Raw genomic sequence first — 17,776 nt, 5'->3', positions numbered from 1 at the left:
TTCAAGGATTTGTGCTTGGCTTAAATTTGCTTTTAGCATGTTGGCTATCTCGCTGCCAAGAGCGTTTACACCGCTAGCTACTTCACCTTTATCATCAAGAGTTTCTGTGAAATTTTGATTTTTATAGGCTTCAAGTAGTTTTAGGACATCTTGTGCATTCGCGGCTATAGCTGTTTTTAACGCTTCTTGTAGCTCTTTAAATGTGCCTTTTAGTTGGTTTAGAGCGGGATTTATAGTCTGCGCGTCTAACATGGCCATGAAATTTCCGCGTTTTATCTCATCAACAAAGCTATTGGCCTCTTTTATGAAGGCATTTTGCTCGGTTAAATTTCTCTCAGTCATTTTGATGTTTTCATTTATTAACATGCCCATTTTACCTATCTCGTCATTGGCGCGGATAGTGATAAGATCGGCTTTGTTTGTTTTGAAATTTAAAAATTCAAAGAAATTTTCTAGGTTATTTCCTACGGTTACGATACGTTTGCCAAAAGTTTTAGAGTAACTCCACATTGCAAAAGATAAAATTAGCATGGAAACAACGGCTAAAATGATAATAAAATTTCTAAGCTCATTGGTTTCTTTGACTGTTTCATCTTTGGGAGCGATTAAGACCATGCCCCATATTTTATCAAAATGAGGAATTTCTATATTTACATAAACTGCTTTTGAAAGTTTCTTGGTAACGGCAGAAACCACCTCTATCTCGATAGGTTCTTCTTTTTGCAAGGCGCTTTCTATCGGCTTAAGGGCAGGGTTTACATCAACCATTGACTTGCCTATAAGGGCTGTTTCTTTATGCACTATAAATTTGCCTGTATGAGAAACTAAGAAATTTACGTCACCATCATACAGATGTATACTGTCGCATAGCTTTTGAATATTTGCCACATCAAGAGTTATGCCAACAACACCTACAAATTTACCGCTTACGATGATCGGGCTAACGGCTGTTGTAACTAGCTTTTCTTGACCGCCGTAGTTGTAGAAAAACGGCTCTAAGATAGTTGGTTTGCCGGTGTTTTTTGGTATGGTATAGTAGTCCGCTTTTTCATATCCGGCTACTCTTCTGGCAAAAGATAGAGTGCCGTTTAAATTTGTTACATAAGGGGCAAATTTACCATCTTCGCCGTATAAGATACTAGCACCACCGTCTTGGGATTTACTATAGACCTCTTCGCTATCAGTTATCATCCAGACGGCTAGAAATTCGGTGTTGTTTTTTGCTACTTCGTAAAATATATCGCCGATGCTATCTGTGGTTAGTTTATTTTCTGCATCAAGCGCACCGCCGATAGTTTCTGATAAAACTCTTGAAGTTTGCATAGCTTTTGAGAAAAACGCTGAAACCTTTTCGGCATTTTTACCCATTTCGCTTTGGATATATTGGCTTGTGTTGCGCTCTGACATTCCTAGCGTTTTTGAAGCAACTATGATGATAACTAGCAAAAGTGCAGCTAGTGCCATCCCACAACTCATGAGAGTGAGTTTTGTTGAGATATTTAGGTTTTTAAACATTTAGATCCTTTCTGTTGTATTAAAAGCTTAAGTCAAATTATTACTATTCGTAGCTAAATTTTTAATAAAATCAAAATATTTTTTTAGGAAATAGTTATCACGTGTTTACAATTGTTTCAGGGGTGTATTTTTATAAAACTTAATATTTATATAGACTATAAAAATTTATAAAATATTAGTATTTCCAAGTAATATCAGTATATAATATAAAATATATAAATTAATATTTTTAATTTATATAAAATTTACTTTATATCAAAAATAGCATGAATTAATAAAATTTAAAATTTATCATATAAGATAAAATTGCCTTTTTATCGCTAAAAAATGGAAATTTACAAATTTGATATCAAAAAAATTATTCTTTTTTGGCATATATTTTCGTGGATAAATTTTACTTTTAAAGCCATAAAAACTTAAATTTAAATCATAATATAAAAATAAAGATTTATATTTTTAAGAGATTATGGTATGAGAAATAACGTAGTTTGTGCTTTAAAATTTTAAATAATAAAATTAATTATTTATTTTAGTATCTTAGGCCCCAAAGATGAAAAACAACATTGGAAATATCGCAAAACTAAAGGCAACTCCAAGCGCAACGGCTGAGATAGCAAGAGAGCTATCAAGCCCGGCCTTCATTATCATAGCACTTGCTAAAACCATAGGAGGCATGCAAGATTGAAACAATCCTACGAGCCAGGTTTGATTTATTGGTATGTTTAGTGTGCCGGTTATTGCTGCAAAAAATAGCGCCGGAACCACCATCTTGCAAAACAAAACAATACTAACGCTCTTGTAAGAGCTGGTTATACTTCCAAAGCTAAGTCCAACTCCGATGGCAAATAAAGCCACTGGAGTAACGCTGCCCTCAAGCATATAAAGTGGCTCAAAGATAAACTCCGGTAAAGATATTTCTTTTAGACAAAGAGCTAGGATAAGTGCTACAAATGGAGGGAATTTTAAAATTTTCATCGCATTTTGAAAAAGTGAAACCTTTTCTGGTGCGCCAAATGAAAGTATCAGCGGACCAAGGATCGAGATAGGTATGGATGTGGCTAGTTGATCGTAAAATATAATCTCGTTTAATACACCGTCGCCAAAAAAACCTTGTATGACGGGCATGCCCACAAAGAGGGTATTGCCGAATAAGCTTAGCATGACCATGCTTACGATTGTTGATTTTGAAAATTTAAACAAGACACCAAGTCCAAGAGCCACTAAAGCCCCTGTGAGTGTTCCCAAAAATCCGGTTGCGATGGTATTAAGTAGTTCAATATCGATATTTACATGATATACTTTATCAAAAATCAAAGCAGGGATGGCAAAACAAAGGACAAAATCAACAAAGATGATCGAATGTTTTTGTTCTAAAATTTTTATCTTTTTAGCGAAAAAGCCGATAGCAACAATAAAGAAAATAGAAAATAACGGAATAAAATTCATAAAAACTCTTTTGAAATAAAAAATGGATTATAAAATCATGGGGTTTAAAATTTAATTAAATAAGTAATTGTGGCTCAAATTTTGCATTTTATTTTTTAAATTTTGTTGGTAAAGTTATTTTGGAGTAATAAATTTGACTTACTCTAAGATAAGCCAAATTTTATCAAACGTATAAAATAGTTCCAAGCCTTATCATGTTTGAGCCACATTTTATGGCTAGTTTAAAGTCAGAGCTCATACCCATAGAACAAATTTGCGCCCCATGGGGTTTAAGCTCTTCGTAAATTTTATAACTTAGCTCAAAGCTTTTTTGAATTTCTTTCTCATCATCGCTGTGTGCGCCGATACTCATGATACCTTTTAGGTTGATATTTGGACAAAGTTCTTGTATCTTTAAATATGTCTCTATGGCGTTTGATGGAAGAACTCCTTGTTTGGTGTCTTCGTTTGCAGAATTTATCTGTAAAAGTGTATCAAGTTTGTAGTTTAGACGTTTATCGACTTCATGTGCGCGTTCTAAACTATCGCAACTTTGCCAAAGAGTAGGGCGAAGTGAGATTAGTTGGTTGATTTTATTGTTTTGCAAACGACCTATCATGTGCCACTTTAGATCAAGAGCTGCTGAAATTTCACTTTGTTTTTTTGCCATTTCTTGCACCCTGTTTTCACCATACTCAAGCTGACCTTGTGCATGTAGAGCAAGCACCTCGGCACTTGTGACATTTTTGCTAACAGCAATAAGCCTGACGCCCGGTTTTATGGAGCTTATCTCTTTTAAAAGTGCTTTTAAATTTATCATTGGTAACCTCCGCTAAGTCGCATTATATCGTTATATGTGGCAAGTAACATAAGGCTTAGCAGCACCGCCCAGCCACAATACGTAAGTGCCACGTATACGCGCTCGTTCACCTCACGCCTAAACAAAAGTTCATATAAATTAAAAAGTATGTGTCCTCCATCTAATGCAGGTATCGGCAGTAGGTTTAAAACACCTAAATTTACCGATATAAGTGCTACGATAAGAAGAAGAACAGATATATTTATCTGAGCCGCTTTTGACGTGATGTCGGTAATTTGCACTATGCCTCCAACCTCTTTTAGTGGCACTATGCCGCTTACTAGTTTTTGAAATCCTAGAAATATCAGTTTTGAAGCATTTATCGTTTCATCTATGCCAAATTTGACCGCACTAAGTCCGCTATGATAGATTTTTACTATCTCGCCTTTTGGAGATATACCAATAAGTGGTTTTTGTATGCGCTCATTAAAGGCGTTTTGAGTTGAGCCTATTTTTGGAGTGAGATAAATTTCTAAAACCTGCCCTTCACGTTCGATCAAAAGACGTGTTTTTTGAATTTTTACATTTTTGCTTATATCATCCCACTCTTTTATCTCGTTTGAGTCTATTGCTAGGATTTTGTCATTTATGGCAAGTTTTGCCTCATATGCGGCAGAGTTTACAGCTATGTGGCCCACGACGGGAGCTAGCTTATCAACACCCATAAAACCTATAATGATATATATAAAAAAGGCTAGGATAAAGTTAAAAAACGGTCCAGCAAAGAGTATATAAATTCTTTTTAATGGGGTTAGGGTGTTATAACTATCTGCGTCGTAGTTTTTATGCGCAGGATCTGTATCATCTTGACCTTTTAACTGAACATAGCCACCAAGAGGGATCGCGCTTAGGCAGTAGTCGGTATTGCCGACTCGTTTTGTAAAAATTTTATTGCCAAATCCTATACTAAAAGTATTTACGGCAATACCTACCGAACGAGCAGCCAAAAAGTGTCCAAGCTCATGAAAAAATATCAAAAAGCTAATGGCAAAAACCGTAACTAAAAAATAAAACGAATAAGCCCAAAGTCCTAAAAGAAGTAGGACTAGAGTAAAAATAAGACCTTTCAAAAGTCTCCTTTGATTAAATTAATGCTTTTGTGCTCTAACATAAACGGCTATATACTCATATCCGGAATACATCGTAAGTGCCACAGCCACCCAAAGCAAAATTTCAGCTCCCCACCATTGCATGGTAAGCCAGCCTATAGCTATCATCTGAAAGACCGTTTTAACCTTGCCGGCCATTGACGCGGCAACATTTAGCCCTTCGCTTGCTATCACCACCCTAAAGCCTGTTATAAAAAATTCTCTTATAAGGATAAGGTATATCGCCCATGGGTTTGCTCTGCCCAACATCATAAGTCCTATAAAGGCGGCCAGGGTTAGCATCTTATCCGCAAGCGGGTCAAGTATGGCACCTAGCTTTGTTTTTTGATCCCATGCTCTAGCTATATAGCCGTCAAAAAAGTCTGTAACGGAAGCGATAACAAAAACAAATCCGGCGAAAAAATTTATCCAGCTAATATGAATGTTTGGTAGCTGAGACGGTGCGTTTACAAGCAAGTAAAACATTACCGGAGCGAGGGCTATGCGAAAGATAGCAAGAGCGTTTGGCAGGTTTAGGCTCATTAAAGCTTTCCTTTTTTTGTATTTTGGTTAAAATTTTAAGTGCTTTAGATTAAGCCAAAGCACTTAAAATATATTATTTAAATGTTGTTCCACCATCTATGATAAATGTATGTCCTGTTACCCAACTAGCCTTAGAAGAGCAAAGAAATTTACATGCTCCTGCTAGATCGTCAGGCTGTCCCATGCGATTTAGTGGGCTAAGCTTTGCTGTAAAGTCGCGCACTTCCTCATAGTTTGTAAAAGCCCTTAAAGCGTCTGTTTCTATCGGACCGCCGCTTACTACGTTTACGCGGATATTTTTCTCTCCTAGCTCAGTCGCAGCATATCTAGCCATGGCCTCTACGGCAGCTTTTGCTGTGCCGTGGCCCGAATAGTTTTCTATATAAACTAAATTCCCGGTTGAGCTTAATGAGATGATAGCACCTCCGCCAACTTTTTCCATTCTTTTGGCGGCCTCTTGTGTGCCTACTACAAATGCATTTACGGTTGCCGTAAAGATATTGTTTATGCCGCGAGGTTTTAGCTTCATAAATTTAGTATACCCACCCGCAACCGCGCGACCTGAGATAATTGCGTTTGAGATAAAAAAGTCTACTCTATCAAAGTCTTCATCTATCTTTAAAAATAGATCTTTGTATTTTTCAGGTTCAAGTATATTTAGCGGATATGCACGAGCTTTTATACCATACTCTTTTTCAAGCTTGTTTGCCTGCTCGTTTGCCAACTCTTCGTTTGAGTTAAATGTAAAAGCGATATTGCAACCTGCTTTTGCAAACTCGATCACTATCGCACGACCTATACCTCTCGTGCCTCCGCTGATGACTAAAGTCTTACCTTGAAATTCATTGGTTATGTCCATTAAAATCCTTTTATGTTGTATTTTTTCATTGTTTGTTCGATAAGTTTTAGGTTGTCGTTACTTGGATTGCAAAGTGGCAGACGATACTCTAATGTTGGTGTTAGACCTGCGATAAACATTGCCGCTTTTATAGGTATCGGGTTGCTCTCGCAAAATAAAACTTTGTTTATATCGTAAAGATTATCATTTATAGCTTTTGCTTCTTTAAATTTTTCTTGCAATGCAAAATGCGTAAGATCGGCTATCTCGTTTGGAAGTAAATTCGCCGTTACCGAGATCACGCCTTTGCCGCCGTTTGAAAGGATCGGGTAGTTTATGGCGTCCTCTCCGCTTATAACTAAGATATTTGGCTCATGAGCTAAGATATCAACACATCTGTCTATGCTTCCGGTTGCCTCTTTTATGCCGATAACATTTTTACAATCCCTAAAAATTCTAATCGCTGTTTTTGGTAAGATATCTGAGCCTGTGCGACCCGGAACGTTATATAAAATAACCGGAATTTCAACGCTTTGAGCTAGTGCTTTATAGTGTAGATAAAGTCCTTCTTGGGTTGGTTTATTATAATACGGAGCAACTGAAAGTATGCCGTCCGCGCCGTGACTTTGAGCAAATTGTGCTATATCGATAGCTTCATGAGTTGCGTTACTTCCGGCGCCTGCTAGTACTTTAACATTTGTGCCTTTGCACGCATTTACGGCTATTTCTATGCAAACGCGGTGCTCATCATGCGTTAGCGTGGCACTCTCGCCGGTTGTGCCTACTGGAACAACAACGTCTATGCCGTTTTTTATCTGTCTTTTTATCAGTTTTTCATAGGTTTCTTCGTCTAGTTTACCGTTACGAAAAGGCGTTATAAGGGCGGTCATACCACCTTGTAAAATTTCGCTCATTGCTCTTCCTTTTTTAAGATTATCGTTGTTGATTTTTTATCGACAAAGTATTTTTGCGCCGTTTGTTTAAGCATATTTGCATCGATATTTTCTATATTTTCTTCAAATTTATAAAGAGGGCTTATGTCGCCTCTTGCAAGATAACTTCCATATAAATTTGCAACTCTTGCCGAGCTATCAAATGAATAAACAAAGTCGCTTTTGATTAAATTTTTAACCCTTAAGACATCATCATCGCTTACTAAATTTTCTTTGAGATCGTTTATTAGCTCTTTGATTTTAATTTCGACATCCTCGGCCTTTACATCAGGGTTGCAGATGGCTAAAAATATAAATAAATTTTCATCTATACTGTCAAGATTGTATGCGTAAATTTGATTTACAAGTTGAAGTTCATCGACTAAAACACGCTGAAGTAGTGAGCTCTTGCCGTTGCTTAGGTATTCGCTTAGTGCGTTTAATCCGATTTGATCATTGTGGTTAAACGGAGGAATTTTATAAGCAATTGCGAGCATTTGTGTTTGTGTATCTTTATAGACAATAGCACGCTTAGCGCCGTCTTGTTCAGGCTCTACACAGTGTAGTTTTGGAATTTTGTTTTTATTTTTTATATGTTCAAATTTCTCTTTTGCAAGCCTAAATGCCTCTTTTTTGCTGATATCACCGACTATTAGCAAGATGGCGTTTTGTGGCTGATAGTATGTTTCGTGAAATTCTTTAATATCTTTTATGTTCCAGTTTTGTATATCCTTTATAAAACCGATAGGCGTCCAGTGATATGGATGATAGATAAAGGCGTTATTAAACAGTCTAAAGTAAAGATAGCCTATAGGATTGTTGTCTGTTCTCCATCTGCGCTCCTCATGGACGACATCTCTTTCAGGCTGAAACTCTTTGTCTTTTAGGCTTAAATTTGACATAAGTTCTGCAAAAAGTTCTAGGGATTTTTCTAAATTTGAATTTGAACATTTGATAAAATAATGCGTATAGTCAAAGCCCGTGCTAGCGTTGTTTGAACCGCCAAAACCTTTAACTATCTCGTCAAATTCTCCGGTTTTTAAATTTTTGGTTGATTTGAAATTTAGATGCTCAAGCATGTGTGCGATACCACTTTTACCCATGATCTCGTTACGTGAACCAACTTTGTAAAATATATCTACATTTATGACTTTTGAGCCTTTGTTTAATGGTATGTGATAAATTTCAAGTTTATTAGCAAGTTTTAGTTTGTTAAATTTTATCAATTCTTGTCCTTACTTTCTAACGTCAACGCCGATAGCTTCACTAATGTTTGCGTAACCGTCTGCTTCTAAAAGTTTTAAAACCCCTTCGTTTATATCACGACAGATCATAGGACCTTTAAAGATAAAGCTTGTAAAAATTTGTATCAAACTGGCACCCATTTTAATACGATCATAAGCCTCTTGTGCATTATCTATACCACCACAAGCAATTAGCACAGTTTTACCGTAAAGTTCGTCCGCTACTGCTTTAAAAATTTCTCTTGATTTTTGAGTGATGACCTTGCCGCTTAGTCCGCCAAAATTTTGAAGTTTGGGTGAATTTGATAGAGAGTAGTCTATGCTTGTGTTTGAAACGATGATACCGTCAGCGCCGCTGGCTACGGCACTTTGAGAGAGCTTTATCGCTTTTTCGTGGCTTAAGTCGGGTGAAATTTTTAAAATAATAGGCTTTTTAGTTAAAGGTTTTATTTTGCTAAAAAGCTCTGTTATAAATTCGCTCTCTTGCAGATCGCGCAAATTTGGAGTGTTTGGAGATGAGATATTTACTACAAAAGCATCACAAATTTCACTAAAATCTTTTACTAATACTTCATAATCCTCTATCGCTTTTTCGTTTGGAGTGATTTTGTTTTTGCCGATATTTGCCCAAAGTGGCACTACGTTGGGATATAGTTTTTCTACTCGCTGCTTTATCTTTTGGCTGCCGTCATTATTAAAGCCCATAGCATTTTGTATACTCTCTTCTTCAACTAAACGAAAAAGACGTGGTTTTTGGTTGCCTGGTTGCGCCTTTAGTGTAAATGTGCCAAATTCAAGATAGCCAAAGCCAAGTGCTGTAAGTGCGGCAAATATGGTTGCGTTCTTGTCAAAACCACCACCAATGCCGATAGGGTTGTTGTAAATGCTTCCTAGTAAATTTTGTTGAAGTCTGGCGTCATTTATCACGCATTTGTTCGCTAAAAAGCTAAGTGAGCCCGGAAATACACAGTTTGCACCGATCATTGCGACTTCAGCGATCTTGTGTGCGGTTTCAGGGTCAAATTTAAAAAATACAGACTTTAAAGTATCGTAGTTAAGACTCATTTTTTCCTCTTTAGGCATTTAAATTTGCTAATTTTATCAAAAAACGCCTTAAACTAATGCTTTGCCCTTAAGTTTTGCATAGACTTCACAGCTGTTTTCAAGCTCGCTATCTTTGCCTATGCCAACGATTTTACCTCCGCTTAAAACGGCTATTTTGTCGGCATTTTGCACAGTGCTTAAACGGTGAGCGATGATAAATATTATCTTATCTTTTCGTAAGTTGTTTATAGCGCTTGTTATCTCTTTTTCACTTTCGTTATCAAGTGCGCTTGTAGCTTCGTCGAAGATTAAAATTTGAGGGTTTGCATAAAGCGCTCTAGCTATAGCAATACGTTGTCTTTGCCCGCCTGATAAATTTGTGCCAAATTCATTTAAAATACTATCTATGCCATCATCCATTGCAGATACAAATTCATATGCGTTTGCCATTTTTAACGCATTTATAACGGCATTTTTGTCAAAATCTCTACCGTATGCTACGTTTTTAGCTATCGTATCGTTAAATATATAAACGCGTTGTGTTACAAGTCCGATATTTTTACGAATGGACGAGAAGCTAAAGTTGCTCAAATCTCGTTCGTTGATTAGTATATTTCCTTTAGTCGGCTCATAAAATCTAACAAGTAAATTCATAAGAGATGTTTTTCCACCTCCGCTTGAGCCCACAAGCGCTATGAGCTCTGATTTATGCGCGGTTAAATTTATCCCTTTTAAGATGCTTTTTTCGTAGTAGTCAAGATAGACATCTTTAAAATTTATGCTTTCTATTTTGTCTTTTAGCTCGTCTTGTCCCTCTTTTATCTGACTTTTTTTATCCATTAGCTCAAATGTTCTTTCGCTTGCCGCGATAGCGTCTTGCATTTTATTATAGATATTTACCATACGTTTTGCGGGAGTATAGAGCATAAAAAGCGCTGTTAAAAACGAAAAGAAAGCACCGACACTAAGATCGCCGCTAATGACCTCTTTACCGCCGATGATTATGACTGCGACTATGCCGATAGAGCCGATAGTCTCCATCATAGGGCTTACAAGCTGTTCGATTTTAACGCTTTTTAAATTTAATTTAAAGAATTTATTGTTTTCTGTAACAAACCTTTCGTGTTCGTATTTTTGTGCGTTATTTGCTTTAATTATCTCGATATTTGTAAAAATTTCGCTCAAAACAGAGGTTATATCGGATGTTTTTTCTTGTGAGGCACGAGAAATTTTCTTCATCCTTTTTGCAAGCTTTGATATCGGGTAGATTGCTGCAGGTAAGACAACTAGCGCAAAAAAGGCAAGACTTGGACTTTGATATACTACCACGCATAAAAGCCCAACAACCGTGATCGACTCTCTAATAAGTTCAGGTATCATCGTAGAGACTATGGTTCTTATGCGGTCTATGTCGTTTATACAGCGACTTATCAGCTCTCCCGTGCGAAATTCGTTAAAAAATTTCATATCAAGAGAAAGTAAATTTGCTACTATTTTCTCGCGAAATCTCCTAATAATATCTTGTCCGATAAACGCCGTAAAATACGCTTGTGTAAATGCTCCGATATTTTTTAGAAGATAGATAGCTATTATCGCGTAAGGCAGGGTGTAAAGCAAAGCCTCGTTCTTTTCGACAAATATTTTGTTTAACACGGGCTCGACTAGATACGCGGTTGCGGCAGTGCCTAAGCTCGCAAATATCATGCCGATAATAGCTAGGATAAAATGTGGCACATAGTCCCTAAAATACAGAGCAAAACGCTTTAAAACACTTTTTAGATTAAACTGCTTCACACTCTCTCCCACATCGTACCTTCCGGAGTATCCATGATACTTATACCCATAGCGCTTAGCTCTTGGCGTATTATGTCTGCTCTTTCAAAATTTCTCTCTTTTTTAGCTTCGCTTCTTTGTGTTATAAGTTCGTTTATACGCTCTTTCTCGCTTTGACTTACGCCAAATTGAAAATACTCAAAGCTATCTTTTTGCGCTATACCGAAAATTTCATTTATAAATTTTATGTTTGCCGCTATTTGTGCTTTATAAATTTTGTCTTTTGGATTTTCATCAAGTTTTTCATTGGCAGTTTTTACAAACTCATCAAGTGCGGCAAGTGCTTTTGAAGTGTTTAGATCATCACTTAGAGCCTCTAAAATTTCAGCTTTAAATTCCTGACTTACATCTCCGGCGTTTACGCCTAAAATTCTCTTTTTAAGTCTATAAAGTTTATCAAGTCTTTTTTTGGACGCCTCCAAATCAAGCTCAGAGTAGTTAAAATTCGCTCGATAATGACTGCTTAATAGATAAAATCTCAAGGCTTCTCCGTGATAGTGTTTAAGCGCATCTTTGACAAAGAAGCTATTTTGAAGACTTTTACTCATTTTTTCGCCGTTTATTTGGATAAAGCCGTTATGCATCCAGTATTTAGAAAGGTCTTTGTGGTTGGCACATCTGCACTGCGCGGCTTCGTTTTCATGATGAGGAAAGAGCAAGTCTATGCCACCTGCATGTATGTCTATCTCGTAGTTTTCGTCCCCGTTAAAATACTTCTTTATCATGGCGACACATTCGGAGTGCCATCCAGGGCGTCCTTTGCCAAATGGACTTTCATACCATTTTTCATCAAATTTCCACAGCACGAAGTCTTTTTTATCGCGTTTTTTGTCATTTATATCAACTCTTGCTATGGTCTCTAAGTCTGCACTTTTACCGCTTAGGCTAAGATATTCGCCGTCTTTGCTCGTATCAAAATAAACCCCGTCTTCAAGAGTGTAAGCAACATCTTTTTGAAGTAAAATTTGGATATATCTTATCATCTCTTCGATACACTCCGTAGCCTTTGGCGAGATGTCTGGCTCTAGGACGTTTAGTGCGTTCATGTCGGCTTTATAGCTATCTATATAGTGTGAGGTTATCTCTGCTAAACTTTTATTACTTTCGCTCATTTTTTTTAAAATTTTATCATCTATGTCAGTGTAGTTTCTAACAAATTTAACCTTATACCCCAAGGCTTTTAATGTGCGTCTGAGCATATCAAAGCTTATCGCAGATTTTGCATGACCTAAATGTGCATCATCATAAACGGTCGGACCGCATAGATAAATGTTTGCTTCGCCGTTTCTTATCGGCTTAAATTCTAGCTTTTCTTTTTTTACGCTATCAAAAATTTGCATTAAAAAATTCCTTTAAAAATTGTAAAATCACTATCAAAACAGTGCAAGCTAAGAGTATGAGAGAGATTTTTTTAAGTTCGATTATATCTAAAAATTTGCTCCATCCAAAAGCATGGATATATAAAATAAGCTGCAAAAAGCCACCTATCGAGCTTGCTAGAGCTAAACCGCTAGCGGCTAAAAACTGCATTAAAATGACTGCTAATGCGAGATTTACTACAAGGCAGATTATAGAAATTTTAGCGGCTAATTTTTGTTGCATTTTAGCATAAAGCCAAAGGGAAAAAATTTTAGCCAAGCCAAAAGGGGCAAGTCCTAGCATGTATGCACTTAAGACTTGTGCGCACTCTATTGTGTTTTGTCTTGTAAAATTTCCACGCTCAAACAAAAGCCAAACTATAAATTCGCTAAGCATTACGCCGCCTATAGTAGCTAAACTAAGTACGTATAATAACACATAAAAGCTTTTTTTAGTCCAGATAAGTGCGTTTTTTTCGTCTTTTTCTTTAAGGAGTTTTGTTATCTTTGGAAAAAGAGCTTGTGTGAGTGCAATGGCAAATATCGCAAGCGGAAGTTGAAAAATTCTGTTTGCGTAAAACAGATAACTGATACTGCCTGCCGCTAAAAACGAAGCTAACCAAGTATCCATAAAAGCACTTATTTGCATAGCTGATGAGCCAAGTAGCCCGTGGTAAAAATTTATAAAAAATCCTTTGACATTTGCTCGTTTTTTTTGAGTATAAGCTTTTAAGCCACCGACAAAAAGCTTGCCGATACCGTTTATTTTCATAGCAATGATATGTGCTAAAACTTGTAAAACACCACCTATTACAACGCCAAAACTTAGATAGTAAGCAACTATTTTTTCGCTTTGGTTGCGAGATAAGAGTAGGGCGACGATCATTGCTATATTTAAAAGTGCCGTAGAAAAGGCGGTCGTTGCAAAGTGCCCTCTGTATTGAAGCAACGAACCCATAAAAGTAACTATGTATATTAAACCAAGGTAGTAAAAATTTATATTTACCAAAGGCACTGCTTCAAGTATTGCTTCATCACTTAGACCGCTTGCGATTATACGTATAAAATACTCGGTAAAAAGATTAACCGCAAGAGTTAAAATGCCTATAAAAAATAAAAATTTTAAGAAGATTTCTGCTGCAAATATACCTTTTTTCTTTGCTTTGCTAAAATTTGGTAAAAACGCCTGCGTAAAAGCACCTTCGCCAAATATCCTGCGAAATAAATTAGGTATTTTAAATGCAACAAAAAATAGATCGCTAAAAAGTCCTGCGCCCAATATAGAAGCGCTTAAAAGATCGCGCAAAAGCCCAAGAACACGCGACAGCATAATGCCTGCGGAATTTGAAAAAAAGCCTTTTATAAACATAAACCCGCCTAAAAATTTAAAACTATAAATAGTAACAAAATAAATTTTAAAAGGGAATAACATTTACGTTTTTCGTAAAATTTTGATAACAACAGACTAGCTATGGCAAAAATTTGGCGTTTATACTAACCCAACTTTAATTATTTTTTTGAGATAATAGCTGACATTTTTTATCTAAGGTTAAATTTTTGAGCGAAAACATAAAAGAGCAAGAAAATTTTCTAGCTCCAATACAAATAGAAACAGATTCTCCGTATGTCTATATGCGCAAACTTAGTGCGGATCACGGCATACCTGTAGAATTTATTGATTTTCGCATACAAAACATCGTAACTTCTTATACTAACGAAGAAAATTTAGAACCGGTAGTGCTTAATGAGGACGAGCTTAAGATATTTGATGATGATGAATTTTTCTTAGATCCAAAGCTTCACATTACTCAAAACTACCATTTGGAATTTTATGATAAACGTTTGGAAGAGCCTATAAAACTTCCTAAAATTTCTATCGGAGTAAACAGCCTTGTTACTAAGATCATAGTCAAGGTTCATAGAAGTAACGAATGCAAGTATGTGCTCGGATATGAAAAGATAATGTTTGACTATATTGCCAAGCAACTTATGAAAGCCCAAATTTTGATAGGTATCAGAATGGGTGATGCAAAAGAAGAGTTGCTTCGTATAGCGTCTATTTTACGTGTAAAAGACATGATAGATACTGAACGAACTTTTACCTTAACAAGCGGTATAAATCCCGTAAAATCGATCGATGCTCAAACTATATATCATTATAAAACTAAATTTGATAACGAAGAAAACAAGGACAAGATAGACTACGCTAGTCGCGGGTTTTTGCTTGGTGTTATGGAAGATGAGCTGATAATAGAGCAACTAAAGCCAAAAAATGGCTCAAACGGACGTGATGTAAGGGGTAAATTTATATATGTCCCAGAAGCTAAAGTCGATGGTGAACCTGAGATAAATATAACTCCAAATATCATCCGCACAGAAGATGAGGTCTCGGTTAAATTTACGGCAAAAACCTTTGGTTATGTAATAGAAGATAAAGGCGTTTACGACATACAAGATCGCCTTGAGATAAATGAGATAAATTTTAAAAACACAGGTTCTGTTCAAACCGGACTTGACTCAAACGTAACCCTTGTCGTAAAAGAGACAGATGCTGTAAAAGATGCCATCGGAACAGGTGTGGTCGTGGAGGCTGACGAGGTTGAGATAAAGGGCAATGTCGCCTCAAATGCCGTTGTAAAAGCAAATCGCGTGGTTATAGGCGGGCAAACTCATGCAAAGGCTAAAATTTACGCAAAAGATGCCAATATAGGCATACATATAGGGTATGTTGAGGGCGATGACGTGAGTATCGATAGGCTTGAAAATGGTAGCGTCGTTGGCAAAAATGTAACGGTTAAAAGTGTCATAGGTGGTAGTATAACTGCTGAAAATATCTATGTAGAAACACTTGGCTCAAACTGCACATTAACTGCACAAAATTTAATAGAGGTAAAATACCTTCGCGGAACGAATAATAGATTTATCATCGATACTGGCAGGATCAAAGATGACTCTGAAGAGGATATGCAAACTTATGTTAAGCATATAGAGGAGCTTCGAGCCGAGCTTGTATCGATAAAAAAACATCTAGGTGTTAAGAAAAACATTATAGATGAAAACAGAAATTCTATCTATCTCATAAAGGCCAAGGTTGAAGAGCTTACAAAGTCAAAGGTTATACCTCCGGTTACATTTATGAAAAAGCTAAAAGAGTATCAAGAATTAGTAACCGAGTATAACTCTTTATTAAAAGAGCACAAGGATAAAAAAGAGCTGATACTTACTCTTAAAGAGAAGCTTAATGTTATGCAAAACAGCATTTTTGAAGCAAAGATAATCAACCGAAGCACTTGGATAGACTTAAATGAGATCAAATTTATATTAGTTGACCCCCCTCAAAATATCACATACTCTACAAAACAAAATGAAATGGCTCGCGTTATAAGCCTAGAAAAGGTAGAAAATGAAGACGGCGAGACAGAATATAAAATAAAAAGGTCAAATCGCTTGGAAGAATTTGAGCAAAAACAAAAGCAGGAAAAAGAATGATAAAGGCTATAGAGGGTGTAATAACTAAAAAAGACCCCGGTTTTGTGGTATTAAAAACACTTAGCGGGATTAGTTATGGGGTGTTTATATCGCTGTTTTGTTCTGCAAAACTTGAAAGTGGAACCAAGATAGAACTAAATATCACTCAGATTATTAGAGAAGATGCAAATTTACTGTATGGATTTTTAGACATTAACGAACAAAAGATGTTTGAAATGTTGATAAAACTTAGCGGAATAGGCGCATCAACGGCAATGGCGGTTTGTTCAAGTCTTACTCCAAATGGCTTTACAAATGCCGTGTTAAACGGAGATGCCGACACGATAAAGCAAGTCCCAGGTATAGGTCCAAAGACTGCTCGTAGAATAATTGCAGAGCTAAGTGACGCAAAACTAATAAGCGAAGAGAGTGTGCCAAGTCATCAGTCAGAAGCACTACTTGCGCTTGAAGCGCTTGGCTTTAAAAGAGAAAAAATAGTTAAAATTTTACCCGAGTGCAAGAGTTTAAATACTAGCGATCTTATAAAAGAAGCACTTAAAAAATTAGCATAAATAAAGGAAAAATATGAAATTAGGTATAGTTTTTGGGGCTAAAAGTTACGAACATGAAATAAGCATAATAAGCGCTATCGTGTTAAAAAATATCTTAAAGCAAGAGCTTACTTTTGTTTTTTGCGATGGGGAGCGTGACTTCTACCTTATAGAAAAAGACGACATGAGAGCAAATTTCTTTAGCACAGGCAAGTATAAAAAATGTAAAAAACTATTCTTGTCTCAAGGCGGATTTTACACACATTCACTCTTTGGTGTAAAAAAACTTGAAACCGAAATCTATATAAATCTTATCCACGGCATGGATGGTGAAGACGGCAAGATAGCATCGTTGTTTGATTTTTACGGTATCGAGTATATAGGGCCTAGACTTGAGGCTAGCGTGTTGAGTTTTAACAAAGAACTTACTAAATTTTTAGCTAAAAAAGCTAATGTCAAAACGCTTGAATACGAGATTATAAAAAGAGGCAAGCTTCCTACTATAAATTTCCCCTTTATCCTAAAGCCGCTTAGGCTAGGAAGTAGTATCGGAGTTGGCGTCGTAAAAGATGAAAGTGAACTTGAATACGCACAAGATGTCGCATTTGAATTTGACGATGAGGTCTTAGTCGAGCCTTTTATTAAGGGTGTTAAAGAGTATAATTTAGCAGGCTGCAAGATAAATGGTGAGATTAAAATCTCTATCGTTGAAGAGCCAAGAAAAAAAGAATTTTTAGACTATGAACAAAAGTATCTTAGCTTTTCAAATGAAAACAAAGTCGCTAAAGCTGAAATTTCAAAAGAGCTCGAAGATGAACTAAAGTCGGCATTTGCAAAAATTTACGAGTGCGGGTTTGATGGAGCGCTTATACGTTGCGACTTTTTCGTTATAGATGATAAAGTGTATTTAAATGAGATAAATCCAAACCCTGGAAGCTTGGCAAACTATCTTTTTGATGACTTTGAGGGGGTTTTAAATGAGTTGGCAAATTCACTTACAAAACCAAAAAACATCAAAGTTGATTATAAATTTTTAAATTCAATAGTGCATTCAAAAGGCTCAAAAGTATAAGAACGT

General features: G+C 36.3%; 15 protein-coding genes. 3 read left to right on the top strand and 12 right to left on the bottom strand.

The window, feature by feature from the left end:
* The 12 genes from CCAL5182_RS00720 to murJ form a co-directional block, all read right to left on the bottom strand.
* Positions 1 to 1,515: PDC sensor domain-containing protein (locus CCAL5182_RS00720; protein WP_442862135.1), on the bottom strand; the 1,515-nt coding region annotated here is incomplete at its 3' end.
* 537 nt (positions 1,516 to 2,052) lie between these two features.
* On the bottom strand, positions 2,053 to 2,961 hold the full coding sequence (locus CCAL5182_RS00715) for an AEC family transporter (protein ID WP_336610002.1): 909 nt from the start codon (positions 2,959 to 2,961) through the stop codon (positions 2,053 to 2,055).
* 163 nt (positions 2,962 to 3,124) lie between these two features.
* The gene (locus tag CCAL5182_RS00710) at positions 3,125 to 3,760 is read right to left on the bottom strand and encodes a YggS family pyridoxal phosphate-dependent enzyme (RefSeq protein WP_336610001.1); all 636 of its coding nucleotides are present in this window, start codon (positions 3,758 to 3,760) and stop codon (positions 3,125 to 3,127) included.
* A complete protein-coding gene (gene rseP, locus CCAL5182_RS00705; protein WP_169971786.1) occupies positions 3,757 to 4,869 on the bottom strand; it encodes an RIP metalloprotease RseP in 1,113 nt (370 codons plus the stop codon). Before rseP ends, CCAL5182_RS00710 begins: the two co-directional genes overlap by 4 nt.
* An 18-nt stretch (positions 4,870 to 4,887) precedes the next feature.
* Positions 4,888 to 5,430 carry a CDP-diacylglycerol--glycerol-3-phosphate 3-phosphatidyltransferase gene (pgsA, locus tag CCAL5182_RS00700; protein WP_169938520.1) on the bottom strand — a complete coding sequence of 181 codons (543 nt, stop codon included), beginning with the start codon at positions 5,428 to 5,430 and terminating at the stop codon, positions 4,888 to 4,890.
* Positions 5,431 to 5,503: 73 nt separating this feature from the next.
* Positions 5,504 to 6,283 carry an enoyl-ACP reductase gene (locus CCAL5182_RS00695; RefSeq protein ID WP_336610008.1) on the bottom strand — a complete coding sequence of 260 codons (780 nt, stop codon included), beginning with the start codon at positions 6,281 to 6,283 and terminating at the stop codon, positions 5,504 to 5,506.
* Positions 6,284 to 6,288: 5 nt separating this feature from the next.
* On the bottom strand, positions 6,289 to 7,182 hold the full coding sequence (gene dapA, locus CCAL5182_RS00690) for a 4-hydroxy-tetrahydrodipicolinate synthase (RefSeq protein WP_170017032.1): 894 nt from the start codon (positions 7,180 to 7,182) through the stop codon (positions 6,289 to 6,291).
* On the bottom strand, positions 7,179 to 8,426 hold the full coding sequence (locus CCAL5182_RS00685) for a M16 family metallopeptidase (protein ID WP_336610000.1): 1,248 nt from the start codon (positions 8,424 to 8,426) through the stop codon (positions 7,179 to 7,181). Before CCAL5182_RS00685 ends, dapA begins: the two co-directional genes overlap by 4 nt.
* Positions 8,427 to 8,435: 9 nt before the next feature.
* A complete protein-coding gene (locus tag CCAL5182_RS00680) occupies positions 8,436 to 9,509 on the bottom strand; it encodes a quinone-dependent dihydroorotate dehydrogenase (protein WP_336609999.1) in 1,074 nt (357 codons plus the stop codon).
* A 48-nt stretch (positions 9,510 to 9,557) separates the two neighbouring features.
* Complete coding sequence (locus CCAL5182_RS00675) at positions 9,558 to 11,282, bottom strand: ABC transporter ATP-binding protein (protein WP_336609998.1); 1,725 nt, start codon at positions 11,280 to 11,282, stop codon at positions 9,558 to 9,560.
* A complete protein-coding gene (gene cysS, locus CCAL5182_RS00670) occupies positions 11,279 to 12,661 on the bottom strand; it encodes a cysteine--tRNA ligase (RefSeq protein WP_169971780.1) in 1,383 nt (460 codons plus the stop codon). Before cysS ends, CCAL5182_RS00675 begins: the two co-directional genes overlap by 4 nt.
* Complete coding sequence (gene murJ, locus CCAL5182_RS00665) at positions 12,648 to 14,048, bottom strand: murein biosynthesis integral membrane protein MurJ (RefSeq protein ID WP_336609997.1); 1,401 nt, start codon at positions 14,046 to 14,048, stop codon at positions 12,648 to 12,650. Before murJ ends, cysS begins: the two co-directional genes overlap by 14 nt.
* 188 nt (positions 14,049 to 14,236) lie before the next feature.
* Between murJ and CCAL5182_RS00660 the strand changes: the two genes are divergently transcribed.
* Genes CCAL5182_RS00660 through CCAL5182_RS00650 form a run of 3 tightly spaced genes read left to right on the top strand, consistent with a single transcriptional unit; the run spans position 14,237 to position 17,770 of the window.
* Positions 14,237 to 16,168, top strand: coding sequence for a flagellar assembly protein A (locus CCAL5182_RS00660; protein WP_336609996.1), 1,932 nt, complete (start codon positions 14,237 to 14,239; stop codon positions 16,166 to 16,168).
* Positions 16,165 to 16,719: a Holliday junction branch migration protein RuvA gene (ruvA, locus tag CCAL5182_RS00655; protein ID WP_170017020.1), complete on the top strand. Its 555-nt coding sequence runs from the start codon at positions 16,165 to 16,167 to the stop codon at positions 16,717 to 16,719. Before CCAL5182_RS00660 ends, ruvA begins: the two co-directional genes overlap by 4 nt.
* A 13-nt stretch (positions 16,720 to 16,732) precedes the next feature.
* A complete protein-coding gene (locus tag CCAL5182_RS00650; RefSeq protein ID WP_336609995.1) occupies positions 16,733 to 17,770 on the top strand; it encodes a D-alanine--D-alanine ligase in 1,038 nt (345 codons plus the stop codon).
* Positions 17,771 to 17,776: the final 6 nt, after the last annotated feature.

The organism is Campylobacter sp. 7477a (genome assembly GCF_014892335.1).
Classification (GTDB): Bacteria; Campylobacterota; Campylobacteria; order Campylobacterales; family Campylobacteraceae; genus Campylobacter_A; species Campylobacter_A californiensis.
The sequence above is the reverse complement of the archived record's forward strand: the minus strand, read 5'-3'. Positions and strand labels throughout refer to the sequence as shown.

Excerpts from the sequence above, each read along its gene's own strand:
- CCAL5182_RS00710 (WP_336610001.1), bottom strand. The coding sequence starts at position 3,760 with ATGATAAATTTAAAAGCACTTTTAAAAGAGATAAGCTCCATAAAACCG.
- CCAL5182_RS00680 (WP_336609999.1), bottom strand. The coding sequence starts at position 9,509 with ATGAGTCTTAACTACGATACTTTAAAGTCTGTATTTTTTAAATTTGAC.
- pgsA (WP_169938520.1), bottom strand. The coding sequence starts at position 5,430 with ATGAGCCTAAACCTGCCAAACGCTCTTGCTATCTTTCGCATAGCCCTC.
- CCAL5182_RS00715 (WP_336610002.1), bottom strand. The coding sequence starts at position 2,961 with ATGAATTTTATTCCGTTATTTTCTATTTTCTTTATTGTTGCTATCGGC.
- CCAL5182_RS00650 (WP_336609995.1), top strand. The coding sequence starts at position 16,733 with ATGAAATTAGGTATAGTTTTTGGGGCTAAAAGTTACGAACATGAAATA.
- cysS (WP_169971780.1), bottom strand. The coding sequence starts at position 12,661 with ATGCAAATTTTTGATAGCGTAAAAAAAGAAAAGCTAGAATTTAAGCCG.
- dapA (WP_170017032.1), bottom strand. The coding sequence starts at position 7,182 with ATGAGCGAAATTTTACAAGGTGGTATGACCGCCCTTATAACGCCTTTT.
- murJ (WP_336609997.1), bottom strand. The coding sequence starts at position 14,048 with ATGTTTATAAAAGGCTTTTTTTCAAATTCCGCAGGCATTATGCTGTCG.
- ruvA (WP_170017020.1), top strand. The coding sequence starts at position 16,165 with ATGATAAAGGCTATAGAGGGTGTAATAACTAAAAAAGACCCCGGTTTT.